Below are 16,264 nucleotides of genomic sequence, written 5' to 3'. Positions count from 1 at the left end.
GAGTGCCCCAGAGCTGACTTGGCGCGTGACGAGCACTTTGAACAGCAAGTTGAGCCGTCGCAGCGGCCAGACGAGGGTTGCCGCCACCATCGAAGAGTGCGACTGGGATGCGGCGCTGGCACACTTTCGAGCCGCCGCTGACCGGCCCGTGTTCCTCGCCAGGGACCGGGTGCGGGCAGTCGCTTCGGCACTGCCCGAGGCCAGCGGGGAGATCATCGCGGCGGCCGACCGCGTGGCGAGCCTTCGATTTACCTACTTCGGCTACGAGGAAGTCGAACTTGCCGATCCGATCGACTGGAACTTCGATCCGATCCGCGGCGTGCGGTGGCCGCAGACAGCGTCGTCGAAGATCGAATACCGGACCTTCGACGGCGACGTGAAGTGGATCTGGGAGCTCAACCGACTACAGCACCTGCCCTGGCTCGCCCAAGCCTGGCTACTGACCGGGGACGACCGCTATAGCAGGACTGCCTTCCACCAGCTCAGTACGTGGATTGACCAGAATCCTCCAGGGTCGGGTATTGCATGGCGCAACGCCTTCGAGGTCGGCGTCCGATCGATTTCGATCGCACTGGCATTGCAGGGTTTTCGTGACAGCCCGGACCTGACCTCCGACCTGTATCGCCGCACCGTTGCGCTGCTCGCGGAAGGCGCCGACCGGTGCTGGAGGGAGCGGTCGCGGTTCAGCTCCGCGAACAACCACCTGATCGGCGAACTCGCCGGACTCGCCGTCGTTGCGATACTCCTTCCCGAGCTGCCACACGCTGCCGACTGGGAACGTAGGGCGCTCGGGCAGTTGGCCGTGGAAGCCGAACTTCAGCTCCTCTCGGACGGTGCGGGCGCCGAGCAGGCGGTCGGCTACCAGGTCTTCTCATCGGAGCTGCTGATGGTGGTCGCAGCGCTGCTCATCGAGCGAGATGGCCAGGCTCCCAAACGGATAACCGATGCCATCGAGCGCAGTGCGGGGTATCTCGCAGCGCTGGTCGGCCGAGCCGGTCCGGAGCCACGCTACGGGGACGACGACGACGGCTTCGCGCTGCGCCTGGGGACCGAGCCGCGCCGGACCGTCAGCGACCACTTGGACGCCGCGGCCGCGATGACGGTCGGCCGGATCACCCGACAGGGCAACGCAAGAACGTGGACGGCCCAGTGGCTGGCCGAGATCTGTCGTCATCGACAAGCCGATCCCGCCGCAACATCACTGCAGACGTTGGGCAACAACCACTTTGCCCCTGCCGGTGGGTTGGCCGTGCTTCGGGGAGCGGGTCGCACGGCACTCATGGACGTCGGGCCCCTCGGGTATCTCTCGATCGCCGCGCACGGCCATGCCGACGCCCTCGCGGTGACGGTCAGCGTGGACGGACAGGACGTGATCGGCGACCCCGGCGCTGGCAGCTATTTCGGTCACCCCGACTGGCGTCGGGCGCACCGAAGCACCCGAGCGCACGCCACGGTCGAGGTCGATGATCGAGACCAATCGGTCACCGGAGGACCGTTTCTGTGGACCGCGCATGCTCGCGTCCGGGTCAATGGGATCGATCTCGAATCCGGGGTGGTCGACGCCGAACATCTCGGATATCGCCGCCTCCACGATTCGGTGATCCACCGGAGGTGGTTGGTAGCCCCACCCTCGCGTGCCGCCGTCCTGGTGGTTGATCTGGTGTGCGGAGGCGGCCGTCACCTGGTGAGAACGTCGTGGCCATTGCATCCGTCGCTGGACGCGATCGCCGAGCACGACGGTTACCTACTGACGCGTGACGGAGCGCCGGTCGCACAGCTCATGACCGCGGCCACAGTCGATCTCGTGTTCGAACAGGTCCGCGGAGACACTGCCACTGCGTTGGGTTGGTGGTCGGAGCAGCTGGAGTCACGCACTCCTGCTTGGCTTGTCGGTGCGCGCTGCCTGACCGGACTGCCCGTCGTCATCGCAACGGTCATCCAGCCCACCAATGGTCGTGCCCGGGTCGCCGACCTCAAAGTCCGCCACCACGGAGCAGCCATCGACGTCACCTGGACGGATGCCGGACAGCGGAACAGGGCCGCGATCGACACCACGCGATTCGGCACCGTGACAATGGCCTGAAGTCACCTTGCTAGCGCAGGAGGATGGTGGCATCTCGTGGACCGAGGGTCACCGAGTCGACCTCGCTGCCATCGTTGGTAGCCGGATCCTGGTGGCCCTTCAACTTCTTGAAGGGCCGTTCGAGTGGAATCGTCGCCGGAACGTCCGAGGTGTTCACGACGACGATGCCCCGTTCGAAGTCGCGTCGGAACACTCCCCTCTCCGGTGACGTCGGGTTGGCCACCAGCGGGTAGCCCAGGTATCCGCGGCCAAGACCATCGCCGTCCAGCTCGTCGTAGTACGCCAACGTCCCGTAGTCCGGACCCATGGGTGCCCAAAAGCCGTCTTGGAGAAGGGTTGCGCCCAATTCGAAACGTGCATTCCGTAGCGCTTCTGGCGTTTCCGGCCCCATGGTGTTCTTGTTGATCGTCAGGGTGAGTCCTGGCGCGCGCTTGTCGTCGCTCGCCGCCGCAGCGAGGTAGGCGCGCAGATCGGCATCGGCGTCGCGACCCGCGGCTGGGTCCATGAAACTCTCGAAGGCTCGTCCGTCGAGCAGCTGGTCGCGGATCGTGCGGTCGCTGTTCACCACGACGATCGCATCGGGAAGTGCTGCCCTCAACCGCTTCTCGCCGATGGTCAGCCCACGATCCAGAGGGTTGCCCGGACCGTAGATCTGGTCGTCGGTCTCGTCGATACCGTCTCGGTTGACGTCCCATCGGTCCGAGTCGGCGGTGTAGATCCGCTCGCCCCAGACATCCAGGAAGATGCCGTCCCAGATTCCCGCCGGCCACACGGTGTTGACGATCCAGTCCACGGCGTACTCGACGAACAGCTGGCCATCGACGCGCGGCGCCTGGTCGGTGAGATTGGTCATCACCCGGTCCTCCCATTCGTGCACCGGATCGCCGTTGGCGGTGCGCGCCAGCCATTGATCCGGAAAGGTGTTAGTCGAGGGATCCGAGTGCGATATCTGCCAGAGTTGGTAGGCATTCCGCCAGTAATCGTACGAACCCGACTCCCGCATCGAGTCGACCACGTCGACGTAGGCGAGCAGTGTGAGGCGCGGATTCCTTCGTCGCAGCTCATCGAAGAAGGACCGCGGCATCCGGTTCGCCCAATCGTTGTCCAGCGCCACGACGTCGTAGCGCGCGAGCTCCTCTATGGACGGGAGCGCGTCCTGCGCAAGATAGACTGCGGCTGTTCTGGGATACGTCAGGCCCGTCCCCTGCACTGTCGTCGGCGGCGGATCAGTCCGCGACGTCGGGCTCGGCTCCGACTGCGGTCCGGCGCATCCCGCAGCCAGGATGAGCACCGACAACACACCCAGCAGGCGCACGTACCAAGTCCGGGCGCACGACAATCGAGTCGGCCGACGATTGCCCGGCCGACCACCCGCTCGCTGTGTCAGTTGAGCGGAAACCACTGTGGGGCAGTCGTGTTTGAATCCCCTTCGTGGCCAGTCGTATTGGACTCCGTCCATGTTTCTCCGGTGAGCTCTTCGAACCACTGCAGCACGGCTGCGAGACCTTCCTCAAACTCGAATCGGGGCTTGTACCCGAGCAATTCCAGCTTCGCGATGTCCACGACCAGACTCTCGGGGTCGCCTGGCCTGTTGGTGCCCGTGTAGCGCAGTTCTGGGTTCAACCCCGTCAGGTCGCACAGCGACTTGACCACCATCGCGATCGTGTATTCGCGACCGGCGCCTACGTTGTACGCCTCACCACTCAGTTCGGCTTCCGCGGCGACGGCCATCGCCGACAACGCCGCGTCCTTGACGTAAAGGAAGTCGCGAACCTGCGTACCGTCGCCGTGGATGAGCAGTTGGCGGTGGTCGTTGCTCAGCTTCGTCAGCAGGTCGAAGATCACCTGTTTGCGTTGCCGCGGGCCGTAGGCTGAGAAGAACCGCACAGACGCGAGCTTGAGCCCGTACAGCCGGGCGAAGACGGCGAGATACCGTTCGGCAGCGAGCTTTCCAGCTCCGTACGGTGAGATGGGGACGGTCGGATCCTCCTCGCGGATGGGTACCCGAACGGGATTTCCGTACACGGCCGCGGAGGACGCGAAGACCATGCGTCCGGGCCATTGCGTTTGTCTCAGGCACTCCAGCAACCGAAACGTCGGGGCGAAGTTGGTCTCGTAGTCGAACGAGGGCGATTCGACCGACGGCGGCACGTACGCGTTGGCCGCGAAATGGAAGATCACGTCGGTGGTGTGTTCAGCAAGGTAGCCCCGCCAATCTGCGACGCAGACATCGGTTTTCGTCAGTGTGATCGAATCGAAGACCGCGGCGAGGTTGTCACGCCGACCCGATGTCAGCGTGTCCCATACGGTCACCGTCGCGCCCGCTTCGACGAGCAATTCCACCAAGTGGGAGCCGATGAATCCGGCACCTCCCGTGACGAGTACTGATTTGTTCGTCCAGTCGAATGAACCGCTCGGCTCGGGCACGTCGCACTCCTCAACTAGCTTGTCAGGGAAAGGTCTCGCGGGCTTGCGTCGATGGCAGCTCGGTATGCCTCGACCGTCCGTGCCGCCACCGCTTCCGGGGCGAACCGTTGCAGGGCACGCTCGTGCCCGCGCAAACCCATCCGCAGGCACAGCTCCTGGTCGTCGAGAAGCTGCTTCATCCGCAGTGCCAATGCGTCTTCGTCTTCCGGATCTACCAGGAATCCGGTCTCACCATCGGCCACCAGCTCCGGTATGCCTCCGACGCGTGACGCCACGACCGGTTTCCCAGCGGCCATCGCCTGCGCGATGATCGTCGGAGCCGTCTCCTCGCGGGAGAACATCACAACCGCGCGCGCCGCCGCGAGCTCATCGCGGAGTCTGTCGTTGTCGACGAGCCCGACCATGTCGACGTTGGAGTCCAATCCCAGTGCGGTGACCCGCTCGAGGACATGCCGTGCGTAGGTCTGATCCGGTTGAGGTCCCACGATGACCAGTCGCGCCGCAGGTACCGACTCCTGCACGTGGGCAAACGCATTCACCAGTCCCACCACGTCTTTGCGCGGCGAAAGGACTCCGGCGAAGAGTAGTTGCGGCGCGGTGAGCACCGATGGTGCGAGCGAGAAGAACTCGGGGGCCGTTGGATTGGCGATGCTCACCGTGGTGCCATGGATCAGCCCGCAGAGCTTCCTTCTGTCGTAACTCGATATCGATATGACAACCCGGGCCCGGCGTAGCACCCGCCCCACCATCAGCTCGATCGGCCTAATCCGCAACTTGTCCCGAAGACTGTTGTTTGCCGACAGCCGGATCTCGACGTGGGGCAGGCCGTGCACGGTCACTACCGAGCGGGGGCTGCACCGCGTCGCGATGTCGCCAATCCACCCGATCTCCTGGCCGTGTACGACATCGGGGTCAAGCTGTGCGACGACTGCCCTAGCCTTGCGGACATCGAAGAATGAACCGGTGAGCGTGCGCAATCGGTCCTGTCCGCGGAGGTAGTACACCTCGACCTTGGGGCCCTCGCGCCGATAGTCCGTCGTCGCTTCGCCGTGGTGGAAGCGCAGCACGGTGACGCTGTCGACGTCGTCGCGCGCCGCCAGGGCGGGCACCAGCGTGCTCGTCACCGACTCGATTCCGCCGTTGACGACGCCTGGCTCCAGCGGATACGCCGCGATCATCAGGACCTTCATGGCGCGTCCGCCTTCGCCTCGCGCCGGTGCGCGACGGAGCTCAGCACACGGCCGATGAAGTGGCGGAGCTCGTGGTAGCGAGCCGGCGACAGCACCCTGGTCATCGCCAGATACATCGCCGAGAATGCAAGGGAGAGCGCGATGATCGAGACCGAACCCCTCAGTAGCGATAGGTCGCCCGTCCTGAAGAGGAAGAACTTGAGCGGCAGCACGACGCCAAATGCGATCAACGCCGCCAGCATCGAGGGGGCAAGGCACGCACCGATCTCGCGGTACGACACACCGACGATCGGTCGGGCCAACACGACGCTGACGGCTCCGAGCACGAGATGGGTGACGGACAGTGCAATTGCGACTCCGACAAGTCCATACGGAAGCAGAAGCAGCACCATCGGCAACCCGACGACCAGATGTATGGCGGCCAGCCACATCAGCAGCGCCGATCTGCCCGCGCCCTTGATTGCTTCTGCGGTGACCGACAACAGGGCAAGGCCCAGCCCCAAACCGGACATCGCCTCGGTCGCGACGCCCGCAGGTCGCCACTCCTCGCCGAGGAGCAGCACCACGATCTGCTCGCCCTCAAGAATCATGATGGCGGCGATGGGGAGCGCGGCGAACCACAGCCAGCCGAGGGCGCGCAGGAACGCGTGCCGAAGGCGCTGCTGGTCGCCAGAGATGCGGGAGAAGGCCGGGAAGAGCACGAAAGAGCAGCTCTGGATGATGGCGCCGGCGGGCAGCGAACCGATGCGGAACGCGTACCGGAACTGTCCCAGCGACGCGGTCCCGAGCACGCGCCCGACGATGAGGGCTTCCAATGACTCTCGCACCCGTTCGGCGAGCCCCTCGGCGGCCACCGGAAAGGAGAACCTGGCCATTTCGCGCCACAGCCGGAACGAAACGCGACCCTGAAAGGGCCGCCAATGCGACAGCGACCAACTCAGCGTGACCCACACGGTCATCGACGCGTAGGAACCGATCACCATTGCCCAGGCACCGAACCCCATGGCGGCGAACGCGATCGCAACGACCGCGAAGGTGGTACACATCACCGGGCCGATGATGATGCGTCGAGTGAACTGAAATGCGCGCTGCATCATGGCGTCCGGCACCGTCGAGAAGGAATGCAGCAGCATCAATCCCGAGCTTGCGGCGGCGATCAGCCCGACCCGATGGCTGTGGAATAGCGCGCCGATGAGCGGCGCGATCGCGAGTGCCGCAAGCGCGAGCAACAGGCCGCTCGCCACCGTCGCCACGAACGCGGTGGTGGCCGCATCCTCGATGTCGTGCTCGCGTTGGATGAGCGCTTGCGACAGCGTGCCTTCCACCACGATCATCACGAAACCCATGAGCACCGAACCGGCCGCATACACCCCGACCTCCGCTGGGCCCAGAATCCGGCCGAGCACCAGTGTCTGCGCGATCGAGATCACCTGCACGATGACGACACCGGACGCCGAGAGTGCTACTCCGCGCTTGACTACGACGCTGAGGCCACTGGCGCCCGGAGCCGACTCAGGCGTGGTCATGACGCGCGACGGGCCTCGACGCGGAACCGGATTCGGGAGAGGGCCGACTGCGCGTGATTCTTCGCCGGATGGATCGCCCGCAGCATTCTCGGGCTGATCAGCATCCCCACGTTGATCGCGGCCGCGTGCGGGGTGCGCCGGACGTGGTAGGCGTCGAGGGCCGCCGCGCGAGCGCTCCTGACGTCACCGTCGAGCAGCGCCCACCGTGCTCTGCGAAGCGCCTGGTGGTACCGCAGCCTGCGCATCACTCGTCCGCTCAACACCGCCTCTTCGGAGATCGGGTAGTACTTGCAAACCGACAGAAAGGCTCGCTGAAATCGGCTCTCGAACTCTTCGACGTTCGACGGGTCCCTCGACTCCGAGTCGGGCCGCTGCCGGACCCTTGCGAGCCGGTCACGCAGGACACGAATGTCGCGACCAGCGGCGGCCATCTTCAGCCAGAGTTCGATGTCGGGTTCGACGTCCTGGGTCGCGGGGTCATATCCGGAGTGTGCGTCCCACACTTCCCGCCGGAACGCGCCGATGTAGAGCGGCAGTCCATCCTCGAGCAGCTCGAGAAGCGAGACCGAGTGCGACGGGGCGGGCACTGAATCCCAGCCGATCGAGGAGAACCAGCCCTTCGACGGTATTCGGCTCTCCCGGCTGTGGAACATTTCGGCGTCGCACGCGACGGCATCGATCCGCGGTTCCGCGGCGACGAGTTCGTAGACCCGATCGCAGAATTCAGGTTCCATCAGGTCGTCGCTACTCAGCACGCACACGTAGCGGCCGGTCGCGACGTCGGACGCGGCGGTGACACCGCCTCGGAGGCCGTTGTTCTCTTGGCGCAGCAGTGTGATTCGCGGGTCGCTGAACGACTCGACGACACGAGCCATCTCATCGGAGTTGCCGTTGTCGACGACGATCAGCTCCCAGTCCGCACGCGTCTGAGCCAACACCGACTGGATCGTCTCGCCCACGATGTGCTCGGTTTGGTATGCGGTCACCAGGAAGCTGATGAATGGCGGCGACGGGACTACCACGCGATTCCTTGATAATTCGGGTGGGGGCGCATCGCGCTTGCCTTGGGCACCCGGATGAGGTCGATGATGTGTCTGCTCTCATCCGCTTCGTCGATCGCGTCGATTGCGTCGAGCACGGCCGGGTCTCGCGTCCCGACAACGATGACCTCGCTGTGCTCGATGACCTCGTCGATGTCGTCGATGAGCATCTTGCCGATGTGCGGGAGCTGTTCGCCGATGTACGTGCGGTTCGCCCCCACCAATCGCGACAGTTTGACGTTCGTGTCATGGATCTTCACGTGGAAGCCCTTGCCTGCCAACCGCTCTGCGAGCTCGACCATCGGGCTCTCCCGTAGGTCGTCAGTGCCCGGTTTGAACGCCAGGCCGAGTATCCCGACCCGATGCCGACCGTGTGAGATCACCAAGTCGACGACGCGGCGTAGATGCGATTCATTGGACGGCAGGAGGTTTGACAACAGCGGAACATCGATGTCGTTACGGCGCGCGACATGCGTGAGCGCCCTAACGTCCTTCGGCAGGCACGAGCCGCCGAACGCGAACCCGGGGCGTAGATACGCCGCACTGATGTTGAGCTTGGTGTCGGAGAGGAAGATGTCCATGACGTCGTACGAGTCCAGGCCCAGCGACTCGCAGATCGCTCCGATCTCGTTGGCGTAGCCGACCTTGAGCGCATGGAAGGAGTTGTCCACGTACTTCGTCATCTCCGCGACGGTGACCGAGACCCGCGATCGCGGGCCAGGCAGGCCCTCATAGAGGGCCATCACCATGGCACCACTGCGAGACTCCATCTGTCCAACAACCGTTTTCGGCGGATCAAGGAAGTCTTGTACGCTGGAACCCTCCCGAAGAAACTCGGGGTTGATGCAAACCCCGAAGTCGATTCCTGCGTGTTTCCCCGATGCGGATTCCAGTAGCGGAATCAGCAGGCTCTCACACGTTCCCGGGACCATGGTGCTGCGGTACACCACCACGTGCCAGGACTCCTTGTCGGCCAAGGCGGTGCCGATTTCGCGGGTGACCTGCTCGAGGAAAACCGTCGACAGCCTGCCGCCCGCACCGGACGGCGTTCCGACACAGACCAGTGATATGTCGGTGTGCAGCACCGCGGCGCTCACGTCGGTCGACACGGTCAGAGCGCCTGATGCGACGACTTCGGCAATCAACTCCCCGATGCGCTCTTCGACCACCGGCGATTGGCCTCGCCCAATGCTCTCCAGCTTTTCGGCATTGACGTCAACTCCGATGACGCGATTGCCACGCGCCGCCAGACATGCTGCAGAGACGCAACCGACGTAGCCGAGGCCGAACACACTCACTGCCGCACCCGAGTTGCTCGTCACGAGCAGGCTCCACTCATCATCCCCCCAATTGATTGCACACCGCAGCGTTCGCCAGCGACCACCAAGGCGCGTGATGAGCTAATCCGAACGGCACCAATCAACTATCGGATCTCGGCGAGCTACCGTACATAGACCCCAAGATCCAATTCCAATGGTCCATGGGACTAGTTCTTCTGTCCCCCAACGGCCTACCGAGCCGAGGGAGAGGCCTGGACATCCAGACGGCGGGGCCTAGGTGGGGAGCCTGGCAAGAACCAACTCCGTGCCAAAGAGTCGCGGCGCGGCAGCAACACCGGCCGATCATCACCAGCAAGTGTGCCGGCGTACACGAGCCTTCAGACAGACGCCGACTGCTCGCTGTCGCCGCAGTGGAGCAGCCCGCTGTAGAAGTCAACGAGTACGCGGCGTGAACACTCCCAGGACAACTCCTGCTCGACGCGAAGTCGCCCGATGTCGCCCATCCTCCTTCGGCGCTCGGAATCCTCAAGGAGCGCGTCGATCTCCTTGGCGAATTGCAACTCGTCATTTGGCGGCACGTACGCTGCGGCCCCCTGCGCGGATACCCGCGTCTCGACGAGATCGAACGACACGATCGGTCGAGACATCGCCATGTATTCGACCACCTTGTTCATCGTCGACACGTTGTTGAGGGGGTTGAGCGGGTCCGGGGACAGACATACGTCGGCCGTGGACAAACAGCGCTGGACGAACTCGTCAGAGACCCGGCCAGGGAACTCGACGACGTCGGAGAGCCCGAGACTTTCGCTGAGGGAGACCATTTCGTCGTAGGAGTCGCCTGCGCCCATGAACACACAGTGAAAGTCGTTTCGGCCGAATTGTTCCCGCAAGTGCCGTAGCGCCCTCAACGCGTAGTCGACGCCGTCCTGCGGGCCCATCACACCGAGATACGCCAACAGGTAATCCTTTCCCCGCCGCAGGCAGTAATCGGCATCTCGTCGGACGAAATACTTTAGATCGGGTGCACTGCGGACGACCACCACCCGATCGCGAGCCACCCTCCCCCGCTCGATTGCCACCTGCCGGTAACTCTCGTTCGTCGAGATCACGCCGTCCGCACAGGCGAAGGTGAGCCGCTCGGTGAACCTCGTCATGGCGTGTAGGAAGCGCTTGCTGCCGGAGAAGCGCGACATGAACAGCTCCGGCACCAGGTCGTGGTGGTCGAACACGAACCGAGCGCCTGCCGGCCGGAGGGCCAACGCGATGAGAAAGAGCAGATCCGGAGGGTTGCAGGCATGTACGGCATCGACCGGGCCTTCGCGCCGAACCTTGATCGCCAACCGCAACGTATGCCATAGCGCGAGTGTGTACTCGCGAAGATATCCCAGCGGCCCCCCGGCAGCCGGCCGGAGCGGATACCGAAGAACTCGTACGCCGTCGATCACGATGTCCGCTTCGCGGTCCTGCGTGGCGCCGACCGGACAGATGACGGTGACCTTGAATTCCGCGTCGCGCAGCGCGCAGCTCTCTTGCCAGACCCGTCTGTCGAACGGCACCGACAGGTTCTCGACCAGGATCAGAATGTGTTGCTTCATGTGCTGTCCCCCAATTCATCCCGTCAGCAGATCGACGACCAATGCCGACGGCGTGACCACCTCTGTCAGAGCACGTTCTGCTGCCGAGATACTGTCCCGCAGGGTGAACTTCTCCTCGACCCGCACGCGTGCCGCCTTACCCATCCGGGAGGCCAGTTCGTCGTCGATCAGGATGGCGACCAGCCGGTCGGCCAACGCGGACGGGTCACGTGCGGGAACCAAGAACCCCGTCACCCCCTCATCGACCATTTCGGGCACCCCGCCAACTGCGGTGCACACCGCTGGCCTGCCCGCCGCCATCGCCTCAAGGAGCGCCATCGGAAAGCACTCCACGCTGTAGGAACTGAGCACGACCACGTCCAGCGCCCGCAGGACGGCCGGAACATCGGCAAGACATCCGGTCAGCGTCACCTGGTCGTCGAGTCCGAGAACCGCTACGTGACACTCGATCTCGGCACGCATCGGTCCCTCACCCACGATGAGGAACTTCGCGGCTGGTACCCGGTCGACGACCATGCGGGCGGCTCGAAGAAAGGTGGAGTGGTCCTTCTCCGGCCGCAACGCCGCCACGATCCCGACCACCTTGTCCGATGCGCCGATCCCGAACTCCGCGAGCGCGCGCCGATCATCGGTGGGGTCGAACTGCTGGGGATCGACGCCGTTGTAGATGATGTGAATCTTCTCCGGGGGGCAGCCGAGTCCGTCGACCATGTACTCCAGCTGCGCCTGCGCAACTCCGAAATAGGCGCTCGTGACGTGATCCAATACTCGGTCGGCGATCCGGCGAACCGCGCCGCGGGGCGTCCCATCACCATGGTTGTGGACCCACACGACATTGTGCGGAACCCGCGCGACCACGGCGGAAATGCGGCCAAGCACTTCGGCGCTATACCCCCGCGTGATGACGACATCTGGTGCAAACGAACGCATCTCGAGAACCAGATCTACGATGGCGTGCAGCGCTTGCCCCCTACTGCGGTGGAGGGCCTTGGCCTGCGTGCCTGCGCGGACCAGGTCATCGAAGAGTTTTCCCTGCGCGCCGACGCACACCACCGCCGTGGCGAAGCGATCGCGGTCCAGGTTGGGCATCAACGTCGTGACGTGCCGCTCGGCACCGCCGACGCCGAGGTCTGGAACGACGTACATCACTCGCGTCGGACGGGGTGTCGTCATCGTCCGACCTGCCGGTAGAGCTCGTCGTATCTGCGCCAGATCACGTCGATGTCGAACTCTTCGTGCACCCGCGCCAGGCCGGCAGCTCCGAGCCGGATTCGCAGTGCTCGGTCGGCGACCACGTCGCGGAGTGCGCTTGCGAGTTGGTCGATATCGCCTGGTGGCAACAGGATTCCGCAACTCCCATCGATCAGGTCGGGGATGCCTCCCACGTCGGTCGTGACGACGCACAGCCCATTGGCCATCGCCTCCAGAACCGACATTGGCTGGCCTTCGTAATAGGACGGCAGCACGAGAATCTGGGCCGAACGCACCAGCGCCGGAACCTGCTCCGGGGCAATCCAGCCGGGTAGCTCGACAGTTTCGGTCAGCCCATGGTCGCGTACGAATTTGCGAACACGGTCGACGTCCCCGTCTCCGGCGATGACGAGCACGGGTTTGGGCCCACTTCGGTGCTCCACCAACATCTTCTGCCACGCATCGATGAGGTCGAACGTTCCCTTGTGCTTCTCGAGGCGGCCAAGGAACAACACGCGTACCGGTTGGCCCGACTCCGGCTGGCGAACGGCGACGTTCGCTCGCACACTGTTCGGAATGACGTGTATGGCGGCCTTGGGCTCGATGGATTCCAAGCGGTCTGCCCACGTGGCCCCGAGGGTGATCACCGCGCTGGACCGGGCCAGCAGGTTCCGGATGGCGCGCTGCACCACGACGGGCGATTCTGCGTAGAACTCGGCGAATCCTCCGCCGTGTACGTGCGTCACTACGGGGACTCCGAACGACCGCGCGAGCAAGCTCAGCGTGAACTTCCGGAAGAAACTCCCGTTGGACGCCACGTGCAGATGGACGACGGTAGGCCTGTCGACGGTCACGCGCCAGACGAATATCGGTACGCTGTAGGCGAATCGGGTGATCTTGGCCATCGCACTGCCGTCGCGGTGGGTCGCGACGTGTCGGATGTTCCACGTCGACCACAGCGGCGTGGCGGACATACTTCGGACGAAGCTGGCGATTCCTCCCCTGGTGGCCATACTGGTCGACACCCAGAGCACCGTTCGTCGGCTGCGAGGCTCAACCACAGCGCACCGCCGTGGCCGCCGGCACGTGGCTCGCCGACTCCGACGACGGCGTGCGCTCGCTTCGGTCGGACCACCCGATCGTGACACCGACGAGCAGGAACACCGCGACCGTCGGGAAGTCCAGGTACCGCAGGTCGACGGTCAGTCCGCTGGTGACCAAGACGGCAATCGCCATCAGGGCGGTAAGCGCCAAGGGCTTTCCGGTCAAGGAGTCAGCCGGCAGCGTCCGGTAGGCGACGCAGAGCCGATATGCGCAGAGCGCGATGATGCACAGCCACAACGCGAGGCCGATCAAACCCAGCTCCGCCAGTATGCCCAGCTCGTTCTGGTGCGAGACCATGTTGAAGCCTCTAGCCCACGGCACGTCTGGCGCCCACTGTTGGTGGTGGTAGGTGTTGACGGCACGGAACCGTCCGATGCCCCAGCCCTCGATGGGCTTTCGGCCGGCTGCCCACACGGCCGTCGCGATGGTGTTGAGCCGATCCTGCAACTCCAACACCGAGCCGACACCGCCGGCTTCCCGGTTGGAGCTGGTGAACGTCGTCCACCTCGCGATCACGACGACCGCGACGAAGCCGATACTGGCAAGGAAGCCGGCTCGATAGCCCTTGGCCAGCACCGCACCCATGACGAGTACGACCACCCCGCAAAGCCACGCGGCGCGGGTGTGGGTCAGATAGATGGCGTAACCGCAGCCGAGCGCGATCGCGATCGCCAGCCACCTGCGCAGGCGCGGTTCGTCGCCGCGGCACACGAGCTGTATCGCGATCGCGATGCCGATCGCCAGGAGAATTCCGGTGGCCACCGGCTGATTCAATACGCCTGCGGCACGACCCGACCAGTCCGCCGTGGCGTTCTTGTCACGTAGGTACTGGGGCCACACCCATTGCGCCAAGCCAATAGTCGGCATGATCGCCGTCGCCGCTGAATGGGCGGCCATCAACAGCATCGCCCACAGCAGCGCACGCACCGCCGACGACCGGTCGAACGCGTATCGGCCGACCACGTACATGGTCAGTGGAAGGGCCACCGCGAACAGCACGAATCGAGGCAGGGCCGTGGCACTCTCGGTGAGCTCGTCGCCCAAGGCGTACTCATGGGGAAGGAGCGCCGAGGCGAGATTCCACAGCAGGTACAGCCACATTGCCAACTCGATGGCCCCGACCCCATGCAACCGGTCGGAGGTGCGGGCCATCCACCACACGCTGGCAGCAAGCAGCGTGGCCAAGACGAGCCAGAACGGATCGACCGGAAAGTAGTCCTCCAGCGCAAGTCGCAGGAAGATCGCCACGAGCAGGGCGATCGCGGCGAAGACCGGACTTTGCAGCGCCCACCATCCACATACCGCAGCCACCGCACCAAGGAGCAGCACCTGCCCGAAGGTCATGCCGAGCAACGACTTTGCCAGGAACACCGCGATCAGAACGACGAGCCCAACGATCACGGGCCAGTACTCCCGGCGCAATTCGGTCATCATTGGGGATCCGGTGCCTCGATCCGGGCAGGCTTGTCGACCGCCTTCTCGACGAGTACTCCTCCGAGCACGACCGCGCGCGCCTTCGCCAGTCGGTCCGTCGCCGCCGCGACGTCTTCGACCCGCGTTGAGCCCCTGGTGATCACCATCAGGTTGAGATCGACTGCGGCGGAAATCAACTGCGCCTCGGCCGTTTCGGCTACGGGGGGCAGCGCGACCACCGTGATGTCGGCGTCCATCCGAAGTTCGTCCAGCACCGCATCGATCCGCTCGCGCGTGGCGCGAACGAAGCGCTCGGGGCCCATCCGGCCAGCGGGCAGGATCTTCAATGCGTCGATCCCGCTGTCCTGCAGCATGTCGCACACGTTCTGGCTGTCGTCGAGCGCCTCGGAGAATCCGGTGACGCCGACGTGACCCGATGCGCCACCCACGGCATCGACGAGCACGGTTCGATAGCCTTGCTTGCTCCACAGTTCGCCCAGTTCGGCTGCGAGCTCCCAGGAGCCCTTGGTCGGGCCTGCATCCGTGAGCGCGACGACTGTGGACTTCGGCAGCCGCTCGAAGCCGACGAGGTTGGCCAGCGTACGCAACCGCTCGAGTCGCACCGCTGCTGATTTGGCGCTTCGGCCATCGGGCAACTCCACCAGCGGCTCGATGTCCGTCTTGGCTTGGACGTCGGCCGAGCTCATCAACCTCGTCGACACGGACGCCATGACCAGCGCGACCATGATGCCGAGGAGCGTGCCGCCAACGGCGCCGAGCGCCACGTTCCGGACGAGATTGGGCGAGTTCTCCGCGACCCCCGCCCGGGGTTGAAGATCCTGAAGTTGGTTGGTCGAATCGAACCGCATCTGGTTGATGCGCTCTTGCAGCACCCCGACGGCCGGATTGGCCAATCCCTCCGGCAGCGGTTGACTGCGCATGTCGTTGAGCTGCTGGGACAGCTGTGCCACGGCCTCCGCGGTGCTGTTCTGTCGCACCGAGTTGACGTCGGTCCGAAACGCCTGGGCCATCTCCAAGGCCGCCTGCTGTGCCACGGCGGGATCCTTCGCGGCCGCCTCGATGACGAGGATGGGGCTGCTGGCCGCCGTCCGCGCTTCGAACTCGGCGCCTGCGGGGATGTCGTTCGTCGCTTCGAGGCGGCCGATCGTCGCCGGATCGTTGAAGATCTGGGCGTAACCGTCAGCCATCACGGCATCCTGGTCGGGTGAGCGCCCCGACGACGACATTACGAGTACGGACTTCCCGGTATACGTGGTGTGCGCGTGCAGCGACGACAAGGATGCAATGGCCACCGCTAGCACCGCGAACGCCAGAATGAGCCAGCGGTGCCTGCGGAGCTGGGCGATGTACTGCTTCAAGGAATCGTTCACGTGTCCTCCATCGACGACGAGCTG

Annotated in this window: 12 protein-coding genes; 1 reads left to right on the top strand and 11 read right to left on the bottom strand. The window is 64.6% G+C overall.

Annotation, left to right across the window (positions count from 1 at the left end):
- Window positions 1–25 precede the first annotated feature (25 nt).
- Window positions 26–2,083, top strand: a complete 2,058-nt coding sequence (locus tag SLQ33_RS16465; RefSeq protein ID WP_319454930.1) for an alginate lyase family protein — start codon at window positions 26–28, stop codon at window positions 2,081–2,083.
- 10 nt (window positions 2,084–2,093) lie between these two features.
- On the opposite strand, the gene SLQ33_RS16460 is transcribed toward SLQ33_RS16465, so the two are convergent.
- The 11 genes from SLQ33_RS16460 to SLQ33_RS16410 form a co-directional block, all read right to left on the bottom strand.
- Window positions 2,094–3,398 carry a putative glycoside hydrolase gene (locus tag SLQ33_RS16460; RefSeq protein WP_319454929.1) on the bottom strand — a complete coding sequence of 435 codons (1,305 nt, stop codon included), beginning with the start codon at window positions 3,396–3,398 and terminating at the stop codon, window positions 2,094–2,096.
- A 68-nt stretch (window positions 3,399–3,466) separates the two neighbouring features.
- Window positions 3,467–4,510, bottom strand: a complete 1,044-nt coding sequence (locus SLQ33_RS16455) for an NAD-dependent epimerase/dehydratase family protein (protein WP_319454928.1) — start codon at window positions 4,508–4,510, stop codon at window positions 3,467–3,469.
- Window positions 4,511–4,524: 14 nt separating this feature from the next.
- On the bottom strand, window positions 4,525–5,700 hold the full coding sequence (locus tag SLQ33_RS16450) for a glycosyltransferase family 4 protein (protein ID WP_319454927.1): 1,176 nt from the start codon (window positions 5,698–5,700) through the stop codon (window positions 4,525–4,527).
- On the bottom strand, window positions 5,697–7,226 hold the full coding sequence (locus tag SLQ33_RS16445; protein ID WP_319454926.1) for an oligosaccharide flippase family protein: 1,530 nt from the start codon (window positions 7,224–7,226) through the stop codon (window positions 5,697–5,699). Before SLQ33_RS16445 ends, SLQ33_RS16450 begins: the two co-directional genes overlap by 4 nt.
- Complete coding sequence (locus tag SLQ33_RS16440) at window positions 7,223–8,248, bottom strand: glycosyltransferase family 2 protein (RefSeq protein WP_319454925.1); 1,026 nt, start codon at window positions 8,246–8,248, stop codon at window positions 7,223–7,225. Before SLQ33_RS16440 ends, SLQ33_RS16445 begins: the two co-directional genes overlap by 4 nt.
- The gene (locus SLQ33_RS16435) at window positions 8,242–9,588 is read right to left on the bottom strand and encodes a nucleotide sugar dehydrogenase (RefSeq protein WP_319454924.1); all 1,347 of its coding nucleotides are present in this window, start codon (window positions 9,586–9,588) and stop codon (window positions 8,242–8,244) included. Before SLQ33_RS16435 ends, SLQ33_RS16440 begins: the two co-directional genes overlap by 7 nt.
- A 335-nt stretch (window positions 9,589–9,923) precedes the next feature.
- Complete coding sequence (locus tag SLQ33_RS16430) at window positions 9,924–11,141, bottom strand: glycosyltransferase family 4 protein (RefSeq protein WP_319454923.1); 1,218 nt, start codon at window positions 11,139–11,141, stop codon at window positions 9,924–9,926.
- Window positions 11,142–11,156: 15 nt separating this feature from the next.
- Entirely contained in the window at window positions 11,157–12,314 is a 1,158-nt protein-coding gene (locus tag SLQ33_RS16425; protein ID WP_319454922.1) for a glycosyltransferase, read from the bottom strand.
- Window positions 12,311–13,357 (bottom strand): glycosyltransferase family 4 protein, encoded by a 1,047-nt coding sequence (locus tag SLQ33_RS16420; protein WP_319454921.1) that lies wholly within the window; start codon window positions 13,355–13,357, stop codon window positions 12,311–12,313. The genes SLQ33_RS16425 and SLQ33_RS16420 overlap by 4 nt, the downstream gene beginning before the upstream one ends.
- 28 nt (window positions 13,358–13,385) lie before the next feature.
- Complete coding sequence (locus SLQ33_RS16415) at window positions 13,386–14,870, bottom strand: O-antigen ligase family protein (RefSeq protein WP_319454920.1); 1,485 nt, start codon at window positions 14,868–14,870, stop codon at window positions 13,386–13,388.
- Window positions 14,867–16,240: a hypothetical protein gene (locus SLQ33_RS16410; protein ID WP_319454919.1), complete on the bottom strand. Its 1,374-nt coding sequence runs from the start codon at window positions 16,238–16,240 to the stop codon at window positions 14,867–14,869. The genes SLQ33_RS16415 and SLQ33_RS16410 overlap by 4 nt, the downstream gene beginning before the upstream one ends.
- Between the last annotated feature and the right edge of the window lie 24 nt (window positions 16,241–16,264).

The sequence above is a fragment of the Mycobacterium sp. RTGN6 genome (assembly GCF_033804605.1).
Lineage (GTDB): Bacteria > Actinomycetota > Actinomycetes > Mycobacteriales > Mycobacteriaceae > Mycobacterium.
Note: the sequence above shows the minus strand (reverse complement) of the source record. Positions and strands in the feature narration are given on the sequence as shown.